Annotated in this window: 13 protein-coding genes and 1 pseudogene; all 14 read left to right on the plus strand. The window is 42.4% G+C overall.

Annotated features, from left to right (window positions below; genetic code table 11):
• Positions 1 to 91 precede the first annotated feature (91 nt).
• Positions 92 to 1,231 (plus strand): annotated as a pseudogene (locus G519_RS42960) (DUF342 domain-containing protein); the annotation flags it as partial.
• A 19-nt stretch (positions 1,232 to 1,250) separates the two neighbouring features.
• Positions 1,251 to 1,574 (plus strand): hypothetical protein, encoded by a 324-nt coding sequence (locus tag G519_RS0113960; RefSeq protein ID WP_029195230.1) that lies wholly within the window; start codon positions 1,251 to 1,253, stop codon positions 1,572 to 1,574.
• Positions 1,575 to 1,608: 34 nt separating this feature from the next.
• A complete protein-coding gene (locus G519_RS0113965; RefSeq protein WP_051253387.1) occupies positions 1,609 to 2,229 on the plus strand; it encodes a hypothetical protein in 621 nt (206 codons plus the stop codon).
• Entirely contained in the window at positions 2,222 to 2,737 is a 516-nt protein-coding gene (locus tag G519_RS0113970; RefSeq protein WP_029195232.1) for a hypothetical protein, read from the plus strand. Before G519_RS0113965 ends, G519_RS0113970 begins: the two co-directional genes overlap by 8 nt.
• 250 nt (positions 2,738 to 2,987) lie before the next feature.
• On the plus strand, positions 2,988 to 3,686 hold the full coding sequence (rpsB, locus tag G519_RS0113975; RefSeq protein ID WP_029195233.1) for a 30S ribosomal protein S2: 699 nt from the start codon (positions 2,988 to 2,990) through the stop codon (positions 3,684 to 3,686).
• Between the two features lie 113 nt (positions 3,687 to 3,799).
• Positions 3,800 to 4,450: a translation elongation factor Ts gene (gene tsf, locus G519_RS0113980; RefSeq protein ID WP_029195234.1), complete on the plus strand. Its 651-nt coding sequence runs from the start codon at positions 3,800 to 3,802 to the stop codon at positions 4,448 to 4,450.
• Positions 4,451 to 4,542: 92 nt separating this feature from the next.
• Positions 4,543 to 5,268 carry a UMP kinase gene (gene pyrH / locus G519_RS0113985; protein WP_029195235.1) on the plus strand — a complete coding sequence of 242 codons (726 nt, stop codon included), beginning with the start codon at positions 4,543 to 4,545 and terminating at the stop codon, positions 5,266 to 5,268.
• 3 nt (positions 5,269 to 5,271) lie between these two features.
• Positions 5,272 to 5,826, plus strand: coding sequence for a ribosome recycling factor (gene frr, locus G519_RS0113990; RefSeq protein ID WP_029195236.1), 555 nt, complete (start codon positions 5,272 to 5,274; stop codon positions 5,824 to 5,826).
• A 64-nt stretch (positions 5,827 to 5,890) separates the two neighbouring features.
• Entirely contained in the window at positions 5,891 to 6,664 is a 774-nt protein-coding gene (locus tag G519_RS0113995) for an isoprenyl transferase (protein ID WP_029195237.1), read from the plus strand.
• 45 nt (positions 6,665 to 6,709) lie between these two features.
• On the plus strand, positions 6,710 to 7,504 hold the full coding sequence (locus tag G519_RS0114000; protein ID WP_029195238.1) for a phosphatidate cytidylyltransferase: 795 nt from the start codon (positions 6,710 to 6,712) through the stop codon (positions 7,502 to 7,504).
• Between the two features lie 24 nt (positions 7,505 to 7,528).
• Positions 7,529 to 8,674, plus strand: coding sequence for a 1-deoxy-D-xylulose-5-phosphate reductoisomerase (locus G519_RS0114005; RefSeq protein ID WP_029195239.1), 1,146 nt, complete (start codon positions 7,529 to 7,531; stop codon positions 8,672 to 8,674).
• A 268-nt stretch (positions 8,675 to 8,942) separates the two neighbouring features.
• On the plus strand, positions 8,943 to 10,202 hold the full coding sequence (gene rseP, locus G519_RS0114010; RefSeq protein ID WP_029195240.1) for an RIP metalloprotease RseP: 1,260 nt from the start codon (positions 8,943 to 8,945) through the stop codon (positions 10,200 to 10,202).
• Between the two features lie 22 nt (positions 10,203 to 10,224).
• Positions 10,225 to 11,673, plus strand: a complete 1,449-nt coding sequence (gene proS / locus G519_RS0114015; protein ID WP_029195241.1) for a proline--tRNA ligase — start codon at positions 10,225 to 10,227, stop codon at positions 11,671 to 11,673.
• A gap of 66 nt (positions 11,674 to 11,739) precedes the next feature.
• Positions 11,740 to 16,050: a PolC-type DNA polymerase III gene (locus tag G519_RS0114020; protein ID WP_029195242.1), complete on the plus strand. Its 4,311-nt coding sequence runs from the start codon at positions 11,740 to 11,742 to the stop codon at positions 16,048 to 16,050.
• Positions 16,051 to 16,072 lie beyond the last annotated feature (22 nt).

The following is a 16,072-nucleotide window of genomic DNA, read 5'->3' on the forward strand; positions in this document are numbered from 1 at the left end:
TGAGGTCAAAAGCGAGTTATTCAATAGGTTAGTTCATTGTTGCCTATCGTCTACGACGATTACCTATCCTGAGCTAGTTGGATAATCAAATAAATTTATTTTTGATTTTGATGAGGATGAAAAAAAACCGCAAGAGCTGGATGACGGCAGGGTAAATTATAAAGAAGTTGTGTCGCTTCATAATGTTAGAAAAGGACAGCTTATTGGACAGCGTTTTCTGGCAACGGAAGGCACACCAGGCAGAGCTGTTACAGGAGAGACTCTTTTTGCTAAAGCGGGGAAAGAAGCTAGATTTAAATTAGGTAAGAATGTGGTAACAGATGCTGAACAAATGAGCCTTTATTCTACAATTGATGGCATGGTGGTAAGAACTGATCGTGACAAAATTAATGTGTTTCCTGTCTATGAAGTGAATGGAAATGTTGATTATAATATTGGGAATATTGATTTTATCGGTACAGTGGTTATTCGAGGAAATGTTCTTCCTGGTTTTAAAATCCGTGCAGCTGGGGATATTCGTGTCACTGGTGGCGTGGAAGCCGCAGAACTTGAAGCGAAGGGTTCTATTGAAATTAGTGCAGGCATTGTAGGGCAGAATAAAGCACATGTCAAAGCGGGTAAGAATGTTAAAAGTTCCTTCATTCAAGATGCTATTGTTGAAGTCGCGGGAGAATTAACGGTTTCTCAGAGTATCATGCATTCAACAATTAGAGCAGGCAAGGCTGTAAATTGTAATGGTTCCAAAGGACTCATAGTCGGAGGCACCATTCAAGCTGGTGAGCGAGTTACTGCGAGGACGATAGGGAATTCGATGTCTACGGCTACAGTTGTTGAAGTTGGCGTACTTCCAGAGCTTCGGAATGAAATGATTGATCTACGCAATCAACTTAAAGTATACATGGAAAATATGGATAAAACGGATAAAGCGCTTACGCTATTAAATCAATTAGCAGCGGCAGGTCAACTTAGCCCAGACAAAGTGGCCATGCGAATTAAGTTGACTCATACGAAAAAGCAAGCTTTAGAAGAGCAAAATATCATCAAAGAACGTATTCTTGAGATTGAGAAATCGTTAGAAGATTCCGATAAAGCAAAAGTAGAAGTATTGTCTACAATGTACGGGGGAACGAAGATTGTCATTGGCCGATATACGAAATTTGTCAAAGATCCAACAAGCCGTATGACATTTCGTTTAAGTGATGGCGATATTTCTATGAGTGCCAATGTGTGAGTGAGGGAGAGGGTAAGCGATGAGTTTTAAAGCCATCGATTTACAGTTCGCCGTACACAAAAACGATGAAGCGGGCATCCGTCAAAATCAGCTTATGCAAAAACCGCGGCAGGACGAAACGATCTTGGAGAATCAAGCCGTCCAATTAACGGAGAAGGATCGCCATCGCAGCAGCAAGCTTGAAGAGAGCGTTCGTACAGATATGAAGGATCATGGCGATAAACGTCAACAGTCTAATAAAGGTAAGGCTGCGAACAAAGGGAAGACAGATTCCGCTTCCCCTGAAGGCAGCCATCAGCCAGATCATCCATATAAAGGGCATCATATTGATTTATCCTTATAACAAGTTATCTCATATATAGAAAAAGGTGAACCCAATGGCTATGCAGCCGTGGATGTATGTCGTACTACTAGGTCTTATCTTAATTGTCTATGCGCGTTTCCTACCTAAAGAGCAAGCGGCCGCGTCCACTAAGATGAACGTAGTCCAAGAAATCGAAGAAACCATCGAGCATTTCGCTGCGGAGATGGATGAACAAAATCAAACGCTGCTCAATCTGTTCTCTAAAACGAAACAAGATTACGAGATAGAGCTTGCTAAGCTTGCAGGCAGACTGGAATCATTGGAAAAGCAAAAACATGAACTGTCGCAAGAATTAACGAAAGTACATGTCAATCATCAATTGAATCAAAGAACAAATGCGGCAACTGACGTGCTTTCTGGTCTTCAAAATGCTGTTATATCTGAAATACCTGTTAGTAATCCAGCCCATTCTGTTCAAGTAACTGCGTCTGAGCTAGTTGCGCCTACTATAGAGTCCGTAGTGGAAGAACCCATATACACGGGATTGAGTATGAAGAGCAGATACAAAGAGCTATTTTCGTTGTATGATCAAGGAAAAGGCGTCGAAGCCATTGCTAAAAAGCTAGGCATGAATAAAGGCGAGGTCAGCCTAATCCTTCAATTATCCAGACAGGAGGAAATGACCCGTGTTTAAAAATAGGTCGTACGTTTTTGGAATTGGGACTGGAATTATTGTAGGAGCCATACTTCTGCAATTGATGTCTGTTCGCGCCAGCGCGCCTGGTCAAACGGGCCTTGCATTGGATGAGATGGATCCTCAGAAGTTAAAGGTTGAAGCTGCGAAATACTACCAAGTATTCGATAAGAATACAAAGGTATTTACGCAAACTGAGCTAGATGAAACGGTGTTGAAAAAGGTCAAAGAAGAAACAGACAAATTGGCGGCTGGTAAACCTCAGGACAAGCCCAAAGTAAATACACCTGAAGTTACTCCAAAAATAATTATTTATGTACAACCAAATCTTGATGCAACAGCTGTTAGCGAACTTCTCGTGAAATCGGGCATCATAACCGATCGTAAAGCTTTTATTACGGAGCTTGATAAACAAGGTGGCAGCACCAAAATTCAAATCGGTTACCATGTTTTTGAAGGTGTTACGGAAATCCCCAAAGTCGTGACCAATTTAATTACAGTTCAATAGATAGTCCGACAAATGGATCTTTATCATGAGGTCTGTTTTTGTTGTTTCTATACATTAACATGCATTAGTAGGGCTTAAATGACTAACATGACAAAGGGTTGCATAGGCTTTTCAGTTGTGGTATATTTATTCACGGTGTTAAAAACTCACGCCCGTCAATTTGCATAATGGTGCTTACTTCGGTAAGTTTTATGCAAAGATGCGATAGGCGGCGGATACCAAATAAACCATTTTAGAGGAGGGATTGGGGATGGCAGTTATCTCCATGAAACAGCTTTTAGAAGCTGGCGTACATTTCGGTCACCAAACACGTCGTTGGAACCCGAAAATGGACAAATACATCTTTACAGAAAGAAACGGTATTTACATTATCGATCTACAAAAAACGGTTAAAAAAGTTGAAGAAGCTTACAACTTTGTTAAATCCGTTTCTGAAGATAATGGTACGATTCTTTTCGTAGGAACGAAAAAACAAGCTCAAGATTCCGTTGCTGAAGAAGCAGAACGTTGCGGAATGTACTTCATCAACCAACGTTGGTTGGGTGGTACGCTTACAAACTTCCAAACAATTCAAAAACGTATTGACCGTTTGAAAACTCTTGAAAGATGGGAAGAGGACGGCACTTTCGAAGTTCTTCCTAAGAAAGAAGTTATCATTCTCCGTAAAGAGAAAGATCGTCTTGAGAAATTCTTGGGCGGAATCAAGAACATGAAAGGTCTGCCTAGCGCACTTTTCATTATCGACCCACGCAAAGAGCGTATTGCTGTTGCGGAAGCTCGCAAATTGGGTATCCCAATCGTTGGTATCGTTGATACAAACTGCGATCCGGACGAAATTGATTACGTGATTCCAGGTAACGATGATGCGATTCGTGCCGTTAAATTATTAACAGCTAAAATTGCTGATGCAGTTATCGAAGCACACCAAGGCGAGCAAACAACAGCTTAATCTATAGGAATGTGAAAAGGGTGGTTGGAAGGTGTAACAGCCTGTCACCACCCTTTTTTTAAAGAATCAATAGGTATTACATACCAATAACAACTATCGGGAGGTTTCTTTCAATGGCAGTTACAGCAGCACAAGTGAAAGAGTTACGTGAAAAAACAGGCGCAGGTATGTTGGATTGTAAGAAAGCGCTTGAAGAAGCAAACGGTGATATCACCAAAGCAGGCGAATTGCTTCGCGAGAAAGGTCTTTCTGCTGCAGCTAACAAAGCAGGCCGTATTGCTACAGAAGGCGCTGTAGAATCTTACATTCACGCTGGCGGTAAAGTAGGCGTACTTGTTGAGATCAACTGTGAAACTGACTTCGTTGGTAAAACAGAGCAATTCCGTACATTCTGCAGAGACATCGCTATGCATATCGCAGCGGCTAACCCGACTTATGTACGTCGCGAAGAAGTGCCAACAGAAGCTTTGGAGAAAGAAAAAGAAATTCTTCGTAACCAAGCTTTGAATGAAGGCAAACCAGAGAAAATCATCGACAAAATGGTTGAAGGTCGAATTGGTAAATACTACGAAGAGTTCTGCTTGATGGAGCAACAATTCGTTAAAGATCCAGATAAAACGATTGACCAATTATTGAACGAGAAAATCGCTGCAATCGGTGAGAACATCTCCATTCGTCGTTTCGTACGTTTCGGCCTTGGTGAAGGTCTTGAGAAAAAACAAGAGAACTTTGCGGAAGAAGTTATGTCCCAAGTTAAACTATAATAGGCATTTAAAAAAGATGGAACACTTGGTGTTCCTTCTTTTTTAGCCCATAAGAGAGATCTTTTCAAGCATTGAAACGGAGGTTATACAAGTTGGGTCAACCTTTTTATAAAAGAATAGTGCTAAAATTGAGCGGCGAAGCTTTGGCAGGACAGCAGGGTTATGGCATTGATTCGGAAGTGATTACTTCCATTGCCCAACAGGTAAAAGATGTTGTGGAATTAAATGTAGAAGTCGCTATCGTTGTAGGCGGTGGAAACATTTGGCGTGGTATTGCAGGCAGTGAGAAGGGTATGGATCGTGCGACAGCCGATTACATGGGTATGCTTGCAACAGTCATGAATTCATTGGCTCTGCAGGATGCGCTTGAGAATCTGGATGTGCCTACGAGAGTCCAATCTTCAATTACTATGCAGCAAGTGGCTGAACCATACATCCGTAGAAGAGCAATGCGTCACCTTGAGAAAGGTAGAGTTGTTATCTTCGCGGCTGGGACTGGGAATCCATACTTCTCAACGGATACAACGGCAGCTTTAAGAGCAGCTGAAATTGAAGCAGAAGTTATTCTCATGGCCAAAAATAAAGTGGATGGCGTATATTCGGCAGATCCATTCAAAGATCCAACAGCGAAGAAATTCGAGACGTTAACCTATATGGAAGTTATCAGCAACAATCTTGGTGTCATGGATTCCACCGCATCTTCCCTTTGTATGGATAATAACATCCCGTTAGTGGTGTTCAATATCACAGAAAAAGGGAATATAAAACGCGTGGTCCTTGGCGAGAAAATAGGGACTACAGTTAAAGGGAGTGTCTAAACCATGCCACAATCAGTAAAAAAGAATGCAGAAGATCGGATGGATAAAGCCATTGGCGCCTTGAGAAGAGATTTAACTTCGCTTCGTGCAGGTCGCGCTACACCATCTTTATTAGATCGCATCCAAGTGGAATATTACGGAGCGATGACACCTGTGAATCAACTTGCGAATTTAACAACACCGGATTCACGCACTTTACTCATTCAACCATGGGACAAAAGTTCAATGACGTCGATTGAGAAAGCGATTATGAAGTCAGATTTGGGATTAACGCCATCTAATGACGGCTTGGTTATTCGAATTGTCATTCCTGCTCTTACAGAAGAGCGTCGTAGCGACCTTGTGAAAATGACGAAGAAATTTGGCGAGGAAGCAAAGATCGCTATTCGTAACATTCGTCGTGATGCAAACGATGAGATCAAAAAGTTAGAAAAAGCAGGGATTTCCGAAGACGAATCCCGTAAACATCAAGAAGATATCCAAAAGTTCACGGATAAATTCGTAGCTGAAGTTGAGAAAGTTTTGGCTGCTAAAGAAAAAGAAATCATGGAAGTATAAGATAGATATGCCCCCGGGTATTCGCTGGGGGTTTTTCATCTTTCCCTAGTTGGGAGGAACAACTGTGCTCAAGCTAATTAAGAAATGGTTAGGAATTAATGTTAAGTCTGTTTCTTCAGCTATACCAGCTATCGAATTAGATAAAGTGCCAGCACATGTCGCTATTATTATGGACGGAAACGGTCGTTGGGCTAAGCAAAGAGGCTTGCCTCGTGTAGCAGGGCATCATTCCGGGATGAAAAATGTTAAGAAAATTACGATGGCTGCAAATGAGATCGGTGTTAAAGTGTTAACGATGTATGCTTTTTCAACGGAAAATTGGAAAAGACCGAAGGAAGAAGTTGAATTTCTGATGAAACTTCCTCAAGAATTTTTTCCTTTAGAAATTGAAGAGCTGATCGAAAACAATGTTCGAATCCGAATGACTGGTTGGAAAGAAGGCTTACCTGACTACACACTCAAAGCCATTGAGGGAGCTATCGAACGGACGAAAGATAATACAGGCCTCATTCTGAACTTTGCCTTAAATTATGGTGGACGTAAAGAAATGATCGCTGGTGTTCAGGATATGATTCGTGATGTTCAAAATGGCAAACTACAAATCGAAGATTTGGATGAGGCAAGTTTTTCTTCCTATATGTTAACTTCGGATTTACCAGATCCAGACTTGTTAATTCGAACTAGTGGTGAGCTTAGACTAAGCAACTTTCTTCTTTGGCAATTAGCATATTCGGAGCTTTGGTTTACGGAGGCGTACTGGCCGGAATTCACGGAATCATTATTTATGCAAGCAATTGCAGAATATCAGCGCCGCGGGAGAAGATACGGAGGTATCTAATCACTTCGTATGCTTCCGGCGCGTGTTCATCTAGGGGGATTCATCTTGAAGCAAAGGATCGTCACGGGAGTCATTGCCGGGCTCGTATTCATTACGTTATTAGTACTAGGTAGTTATTGGTATACGGGGTTAATCGTGTTACTGTCAATTATCGGCTATCGTGAATATATGCAAATGAACGGCTTCACGAAGTATAAATTAACAGCGGCTGTTGGTTTAATCTCCTTGTTATACTTAACGGTGCCGTGGGAAACGTTTGGTGGTTCACTTCCCGTTTCTTCGACGGCCATTATTTGGCTGACGATGTTAGTCTTGCTTTTCATCACAGTCGCTTCAAAAAATATGATTACAATAGATCAGGTTTCTATTATTTTACTTGGTGTTATTTACATAGGTTTTGGATTCAATTATATGATAACTACACGCTTGGCGGAGCATGGCTTATTTTGGTCAATCGTTGTGTTTGTATGTATTTGGGCTTCGGATTCAGGAGCTTATTTTGTCGGTTCGAAGCTGGGGAAACATCCTCTATGGCCTCAAATCAGTCCTAAGAAGTCCATTGAAGGAGCTATCGGTGGTGTCGTTATTTCGATGATTGCCGCAATAGGTTTCGCTTTGTATGCACCGGATATGCTTGGGATTGGCAAGGCAGTATTGCTTGGCTTCGTAATTGCTGTTGTTGGACAAGTCGGTGACTTAATACAGTCGGCTTATAAGCGAGTTAAGGGCATTAAAGATACGGGAACCTTACTTCCCGGTCACGGTGGTGTACTAGATCGAATGGATAGTTGGCTTATCGTATTTCCATTTATTCATTGGCTTGGAATTCTTACTCACTAATAGTCATAGACGAGGTGGAATAGGATGAAACGGATTGCCATTCTGGGTTCAACAGGGTCTATTGGTACACAAACCTTAGATATTGCCCAGCACGCCCCAGATAAATTTAAGATTGAAGCATTATCTGGCGGTTATAATAGTCAATTATTGATTGAACAGGTTAATAAGTTTCACCCCAAAGTTGTATCGGTAGCGACTAAGGAGTTGGCCGATGAAGTTTCCAAACATGTTCCGTCATCAACCAAGGTATTATATGGTGAAGAGGGATTAATGGAAGTCGCTGCTTCAACAGATGCTGACTTAGTAGTAACAGCGTTGGTAGGGAGTCAGGGGCTTAAGCCTACAATGGCAGCGATTGAAGCTGGCAAACACATTGGTCTTGCAAATAAAGAGACGCTTGTGAGTGCAGGCCATATTGTAAAGGATGCTATTCGTCGTAAAGGAGTGTCTTTACTGCCTATTGATAGTGAGCATTCGGCTATCTTTCAATGTTTGAATGGAGAGAATCACTCGCAAATTGCGAAAATAACACTTACTGCTTCTGGTGGTTCGTTCCGAGATCGGACGCGCGATGAATTAGATGGCGTAACGGTCGAACAAGCTCTCCAACATCCGAATTGGTCGATGGGAGCTAAGATCACCATTGATTCCGCGACGATGGTCAATAAAGGTCTTGAGGTCATTGAGGCTCATTGGTTATTTGATCTCTCCTATGACCAAATTGATGTCCTTATTCATCCCGAAAGTGTCATCCATTCCTTTGTAGAATTTGTTGACAATAGTGTTATCGCCCAGCTTGGTAATCCGGATATGCGAGTTCCTATACAATACGCTCTAACTTATCCTGACAGATATCCGACGCCGACCAATCGTCTTGATTTGGCTGCTATCGGAAAGCTTCATTTCCGCGAGATGGATTATAATCGGTATCCTTGTTTACGAATGGCCTTTGAAAGCGGCAAACAGGGGGGCACTTCCCCTACGGTTTATAATGCAGCGAATGAAATCGCTGTTGCGCGCTTCCTCAAAGGTGAGATTACGTTTTTGCAAATTGAACAGATCATTGAGGCTGTTTTGCAAAAACACGAATCCCATTCAAACCCTCATCTAGACGTCATTCATGAGCAGGATATTTGGGCAAGAGCCTTTGCATCATCCATTCTATTTTAATTTCATGAGAGCTTAGGTCAGCGAGGTTGGCTCGGCTCTTTTTTCAATCTATCCCCTAGGCGCTTTATAAAGTAAAGTCTAATTCAAACTCCTAGCTCGTATACTGTGCTAAAAGAGCATAGCTTGTATTCAGCAGTTCAATAATGTTAATCTAAGAACATGCTGTCCATAAGTGGATGCCTAAAAGGCAGGTTTTCAAATGAAAACATTATGGTTTTTGCAAACATAGGTAAGTTTTCTGAAGAAAACTCGAAGGAGGAAATACGACTTGTCAGCCATAGAAGTTGGATTGAAGGTTATTTTGTTGTTTTTCGTTCTCGTTACGATTCATGAATGGGGTCATTTTTACTTTGCGAAACGTGCAGGCATCTTAGTTCGAGAATTTGCAATTGGCTTTGGACCCAAAATTTTCTCATATAAAAAAGGGGAAACTCGCTACACCTTGCGCATATTGCCGATTGGTGGATTCGTTCGGATGGCAGGTGAAGACCCCGAAATCGTCCAAGTGAACCCCGGACAAACGGTGGCGGTTAAACTTAATAAACAAAACCAAGTGTCATCTCTATATCTTGATCAATTAGATCGACGCTCGAATGTAATCATTGGAGTCGTGGAACAAATTGATTTAGAAAGAACGCTTCAAGTGTCACTTGATGTTGACGGAGAACGTGTTACTTATCCCATAGATCCACAAGCTATGATGGTGACCAAGGGGACAGAAACACAGATTGCTCCATATGATCGTCAGTTTGGATCGAAAACGGTTGGCCAAAGAGCAATTGCTATTGTGATGGGGCCTGTTATGAACTTCATACTCGCCATTGTGTTGTTCTTAATCGTTGTTATTATGTCTGGCGTATTTACGAACGTTAAGCTTGATTCCGTGCTTGCAGGTAAAGCAGGCGAGAAGTCGGGACTCCACAAAGGGGATATCATCATTTCGATTGATAATCAGCCGATTGGTGATGACCGCGAGAAGCTTGTCACCTCCATTCAATCATCTGCCGGAAAGCCGATGACCTGGGTTGTGGATCGTGCAGGAAATCCAATTACACTTAAAGTTACACCCGAAATGGAAGCAGGGGCTGGTAAGCTCGGCGTAGTCATTTCTGGAGATCGCAGAAGCGCTACCTTTAGTGAAGTGATAACTGGCACCTACGAACAAGTCGTTGGAACAACGATTGGCATCGTGACTGGTTTAAAGAAACTTGTTATGCTGCAGTTTAAATTGGATGATCTTGGCGGACCTGTCCGGACAGCTCAAGTATCAGCTGAGTTTGCCAAAATGGGAATAACCTACTTAATCTCGTGGGCAGCCACGTTAAGCTTGTATCTAGGTATATTTAATCTCCTGCCTATTCCAGCTTTAGATGGAAGTCGACTTCTATTTATGGGTCTAGAGGCATTACGCGGGAAGCCAATTGATCCGAATCGAGAAAGTATGGTTCATTTTGTTGGTTTTGCACTGCTCATGCTGCTCATGGTGGCAGTTACTTACAATGACATTTTAAGATTAATTAAGGGATAGTCCTAATTGCGTAGGAGGGTTTATGTCAAACGATAAACAGTTTGTTAAAGAGATTACACCACAGGGAGAGGATTTCTCCCGTTGGTACATAGATGTGATCAAGAAAGCTGATTTAATGAGCTATTCGCCAGTGCGCGGCTGTATCGTGTTTAAACCGGATGGCTTTGAAATTTGGGAAAACATACAACGTGAACTAGACAGCAAATTCAAAGAAACGGGTCACCGGAACGCGTATTTCCCTTTATTTATTCCAGAGAGTTTTTTCCAAAAGGAAAAAGAACACGTGGAAGGCTTTAATCCAGAGCTGCCTTGGGTCACTGAAGCAGGGGGAGAGAAGCTCGAAGAACGTCTAGCTATTCGTCCAACATCAGAAACGATGATTGGTCACATGTATTCGGAATGGATCAACTCCTATCGCGATCTTCCGCTTTTGATTAATCAATGGGCTAACGTCGTTCGATGGGAGAAGCGCACATTGCCGTTCCTTCGAACTACGGAGTTCTTGTGGCAGGAAGGTCATACGGCTCATGAAGATGAGCAGGATGCTCGCCGCGAAACGATGCAAATGCTGGAGGTATACCGCCAATTTGCGGAAGATTTCTTAGCGATCCCAGTCATAGTTGGGCAGAAGACGCCTTCTGAGAAGTTTGCGGGAGCTGTTGATACGTTCTCCATTGAAGCGATGATGAAAGATGGGAAAGCGGTGCAAGCAGGGACCTCTCACTATCTGGGTACGAATTTTGCTGTCGCTTTCGATATCAAGTTCTTGGACCGTGAAAATCAGCATCAATTTGCTCATACAACTTCATGGGGAGTTAGCACTCGACTCATCGGTGCACTTATCATGGTACATGGCGATGATCGTGGATTGGTATTGCCGCCTAAAGTTGCCCCTACACAAGTCATCATGATTCCGATTGGTCCGCCAAAAACACGTGAACAGGTGATTGGACGGGTAGACGAATTGTATGCTGAGCTTAAGAAAGCTGGCGTTCGCGTTAAAGTGGATGACAGTGCCGACCAAAGCCCAGGTTGGAAATTCAATGAATATGAAATGCGCGGTGTACCGATTCGTGTTGAATTAGGTCCTCGCGACATGGAAAATGGACAAGTTGTTCTTGTTTCTCGAGTAACCGGGGAGAAGAAAACAGTTCTACAAGCGAATTTTGTCGAAGAAATTCAAAATTTACTTGCTGAGATTCATCAGCAGATGTATGATAAAGCAAAGCAGTTCCGTGACGAGCATTACATAGCGGTGGATTCCATTGATGAGTTCAAAACGTTCTTGGAATCCAAACGCGGGTTTGCTTTAGCTGGCTGGTGCGGCTCTAACGCTTGTGAAGAGCAAGTGAAGCAAGAAACGGGTGCAACAAGCCGGAATATTCCTTTCAAACCTTCTGAAACAAAATCAACATGTCTGGTTTGCGGCGATGCTGCTAAACATACGGTCGTTTTTGGCCGAAGTTATTAATTACAATCAAGGGCAAATGGAAGCAACAATTCCATTGCCCTTCGTATTTTTATGGGGAGGCTGTTCATGAGTAATTTGGCTGATAAACGGAATCGCTTTGAGCTTTTGATGCAGCAAGCCGAGATTCCAGCCGATATGATGCGCTCATTTTTTGCAGAAGGATATATCGATCAAGTAGAAATTAGTCGAAAAAATCGCGACTGGACCTTTTATTTGGTGAAAAATGAAATAGTGCCTCAGAATATTTATCGCTCCTTCTGTAAAATGATTCAAGAGAAGTTCACTCAAATTGCGAAGATTCGTTTTATCTGGAAATTTGAGCAAGCAGAACCCGCAGCTTTGGTGGATGAATACTGGAGCCTCTTTATGGAGTGGCTGCAGCGTGAAGTAGCATCAATTAATGGCTGGATGTCGAAAGCTAGGTTTGAGGTACAAGGTCATACGCTAACGCTCATTATGTTAGATCAGATTGGACTTGAACTTGCTAAAAAGAAAAATGTAGATATGTTCATACGGAATTTTTTTCATAATTTTTTTCAAACCGAATTAAATGTAAAATATGCGATTAGTGATTCTACCGAGATCGAAGCTGAATATGAGAAATTTGCGAAGCAGCGCGAGCAAGGCGAGAAGACCATCACCCAAGAAATCATGATGTCCATCGACATGGAAGAAGAAGAATCCTCCTTACCAGATACGGATCTCAAGCTTGTCATGGGCATAGATATCAAAGAGGTACCGACCCCACTCAAGAACATTCAAGAAGAAGAGAAAAAAGTGACGGTTCAAGGTACCGTATTTGGATTAGACGTCAAGGAATTGAGAAATGGAAACACGTTATTTACATTTAACCTGACCGACTTTACTGATTCTTTGGCGATGAAAGTATTTGCGAAAACCAAAGATGATGTGAAGATTATGAGCTTGCTTGCAAATGGAACATGGATTAGAGCGCGAGGCAAGGTCGAGTATGATCGTTTCATGCAAATTCCTGAACTTGTCATGATTCCAAATGACCTGTATGAAGTCATGGCTCCTAAGGATCGGATGGACGATGCAGCTGAGAAGCGTGTTGAGTTCCATCTTCACACAACCATGAGTACCATGGATGCATTAACACCGATCGATCAATATGTGAAAATGGCAGCTAAATGGGGACATAAAGCCATCGCGGTTACCGATCATAGTAACATTCAATGTTTCCCTGATGCGGGAAAAGCAGCCAAAAAGCACGGAATTAAAGTAATTTATGGTGTGGAAGCCAACGTTGTGAATGACTCTGTCCCTATTGTGATGAACGGTAGAGATATGGATCTGAAGCAAGCAACATATGTGATATTCGACGTAGAGACAACTGGACTTTCTGTTACTAATAACCGAATTATCGAGCTTGCAGGTGTTAAAATGCAGGACGGTAAAGAAATTGAGCGGTTTGCAACGTTCATTAATCCTCACGAGAAAATTCCTTATAACATTCAACAATTGACGAATATTAACGATGAAATGGTAAAAGATGCACCTGATATCGAGGAAGAGCTTCCTAAGTTCATTGAGTTTGTTGGTGATTGCGTTCTCGTAGCTCATAATGCACGATTTGATATGGGTTTCCTTCAAGCGAATTTGAAACGTATGGGATTGCCGGAGGTTACGAACTCCGTTCTTGATACCCTGGAGCTTGCTAGATTTTTATTCCCTTCCATGAAGAATCATCGATTGAATACTTTGTCTGATAAATTCAAGGTAGGCTTGGATAACCATCACCGCGCTATTGATGACTCTATTGCATTAGGTTTTGTTTTATATCATTTAATTAACGAGGCTAATGATCGACAAATCACGAATCTTGCTAAATTGAATGATTATGTAGGAAAAGATTTGTCAAATCAGCGTCCTTTCCATTGTTGTGTTTATGCGCTAAATGCCGTTGGGAAGAAGAACTTATTCAAACTTATATCCTTATCCCATACAACCTATTTACAACGCTCCGCAACAATTCCCAAAAGTGTGCTGGTCGAATTAAGAGAAGGTCTTCTTATCACGTCAGGCTGTGAAAAAGGGGAATTCTTTGAAGCTGTACTTAACAAATCGATCGAAGAAGCAGAGCAAGTGGCCGAGTTTTATGACATTCTCGAAATACAACCTGTGAGCTATAACATGCATTTGGTTGAAAAAGGTCTCGTTGGCAGCGTCGAAGATTTGGAAAATGCAGTACGACGTGTATGTGAAATTGGTTATAAGACTGGCAAACCGGTTATTGCTACAGGGAACGCGCATTATCTGAATCCTCGTGAGAAAGTATGCAGAGATATTGCCATTAATGGAATTACTGGGTTTAGTCCACTTAAAGCTATGAAAAAACCGGATGCTCATTTCCGTACAACCAAAGAGATGCTGGAAGAATTCAAGTTTCTTGGTGAAGAAAAAGCACTTGAAGTTGTCGTGCGCAGTACGAATGACCTGGCAGATAGGTTCGAAGTCATTGAACTATTCCCGGATAAGTTGTTCACACCCATCATCGAAGGGGCCGACGAAGAAATTCGAACGACCTGTTATAATACAGCGAAGGCTATGTATGGGGATGAACTTCCGGAAGTCATTATAGCCCGGCTTGAGAAAGAGCTTGTTCCGATTATTAAGTTCGGTTTCTCTGCCAACTATTTGATTTCCGAACGGCTTGTGAAAAAGTCGAATGCGGACGGTTATCTCGTAGGTTCAAGGGGATCCGTTGGGTCTTCGGTTGTTGCGATGATGTTAGGTATTTCCGAGGTTAATCCGCTGCCTCCTCATTATATTTGCGCATCTTGTCAGTATAGTGAGTGGTTCCTGGACGGGAGCGTTCCGAGTGGATTCGATCTTCCGAACAAAGTTTGCCCGAATTGCGGCGGTAATTTAAAAGGTGACGGTCACGACATTCCGTTCGAGACGTTTCTTGGCTTTAAAGGGGATAAGGTTCCCGATATCGATTTGAACTTCTCTGGCGTATATCAACCGGTTGCGCATAATTTTACGAAAGAAATTTTTGGTGAGAAGAATGTATTCCGTGCGGGTACCATCGGTACTGTCGCCGAGAAGACGGCATTCGGATTCGTAAAAAAGTATGAAGAAGAGCAAGGCCAGAAATGGCGCGGTGCTGAAATTAGCCGATTAGCTGCGGGCTGTACAGGTGTGAAGAGAAGTACAGGTCAGCATCCCGGCGGTATTGTCGTTGTACCGGATTATATGGAAGTTGATGACATCACACCCGTACAATACCCGGCCGATGATAAGAATTCGGAATGGAAAACGACCCATTTTGATTATCATGCTTTCGATGCCAATTTATTGAAACTTGATATTCTTGGACACGACGACCCGACGATGATGCGGATGCTGCAAGATTTAACCGGCGTTGATCCAACGACCATACCGATGAACGATGCGAAAGCGATGAGTATTTTCAACTCGACAGAAGCGCTGGGGGTCAGACCGGATCAAATTCGTTCCCCAGTTGCTACGTACGGCGTCCCAGAGATGGGAACCAAATTTGTGCGTCAAATGTTACAGGAAACTCAGCCTAGCTCCTTTGCCGATTTACTGCAAATTTCGGGATTGTCCCATGGAACAGGCGTTTGGTTGGGAAATGCACAAGAGCTTATTAAAAAAGGGATTTGTAACATTAAGACCGTTATTGGCTGTCGGGATGATATCATGCTCTTCTTGATTTATAAAGCAGGAATGGATGCAGGTCTTGCCTTCAAAATCACGGAGAGTGTACGTAAAGGTAAGGGACTGACAGATGAATGGAAAGATGAGATGAAACGCTGTAATGTGCCAGCCTGGTATATTGAATCATGTGAACGGATTGAATATATGTTTCCAAAAGCGCATGCTGCTGCTTACGTTATCTCTGCTGTACGTACTGCTTATTTTAAGGTTTATCATCCGATAGCTTACTACGCCACCTATTTTAGTGTTCGTGCAGCTGACTTTGATCTAGAGCTGCTGTGCCAAGGATATGATGCCATTCTTAGAAAGTTGATTGAGATTGAAGAAAAAGGCTTCCAGGCGCTGCCGAAAGAGAAAGCGATGGTATCCATTTTGGAGATGTCTCTCGAAATGACGTCGCGCGGTTTCAGTTTCAAACCGATTGATATCTATCGTTCGGATGCGACACGGTTTATTATCGATGGTACTTCCCTTATCCCGCCATTTGCGGCAATGTCAGGTATCGGAGATAATGCAGCCAAAAATATTGCCGCTGCCAAAGAGGAAGGGGACTTCCTCTCAATCGAAGATTTTCAAAATCGATCCAAAGCCTCAAAGACGGTTATCGAGATGCTCAGCTCGATGGGATGTTTCCGCGGACTGCCGGAATCGAATCAATTGTCCTTATTCTAAGCTTCCGAAGGTAGTTTTCTAA

This window comes from Paenibacillus alginolyticus DSM 5050 = NBRC 15375 (assembly GCF_000422905.1).
Taxonomy (GTDB): Bacteria; Bacillota; Bacilli; order Paenibacillales; family NBRC-103111; genus Paenibacillus_E; species Paenibacillus_E alginolyticus.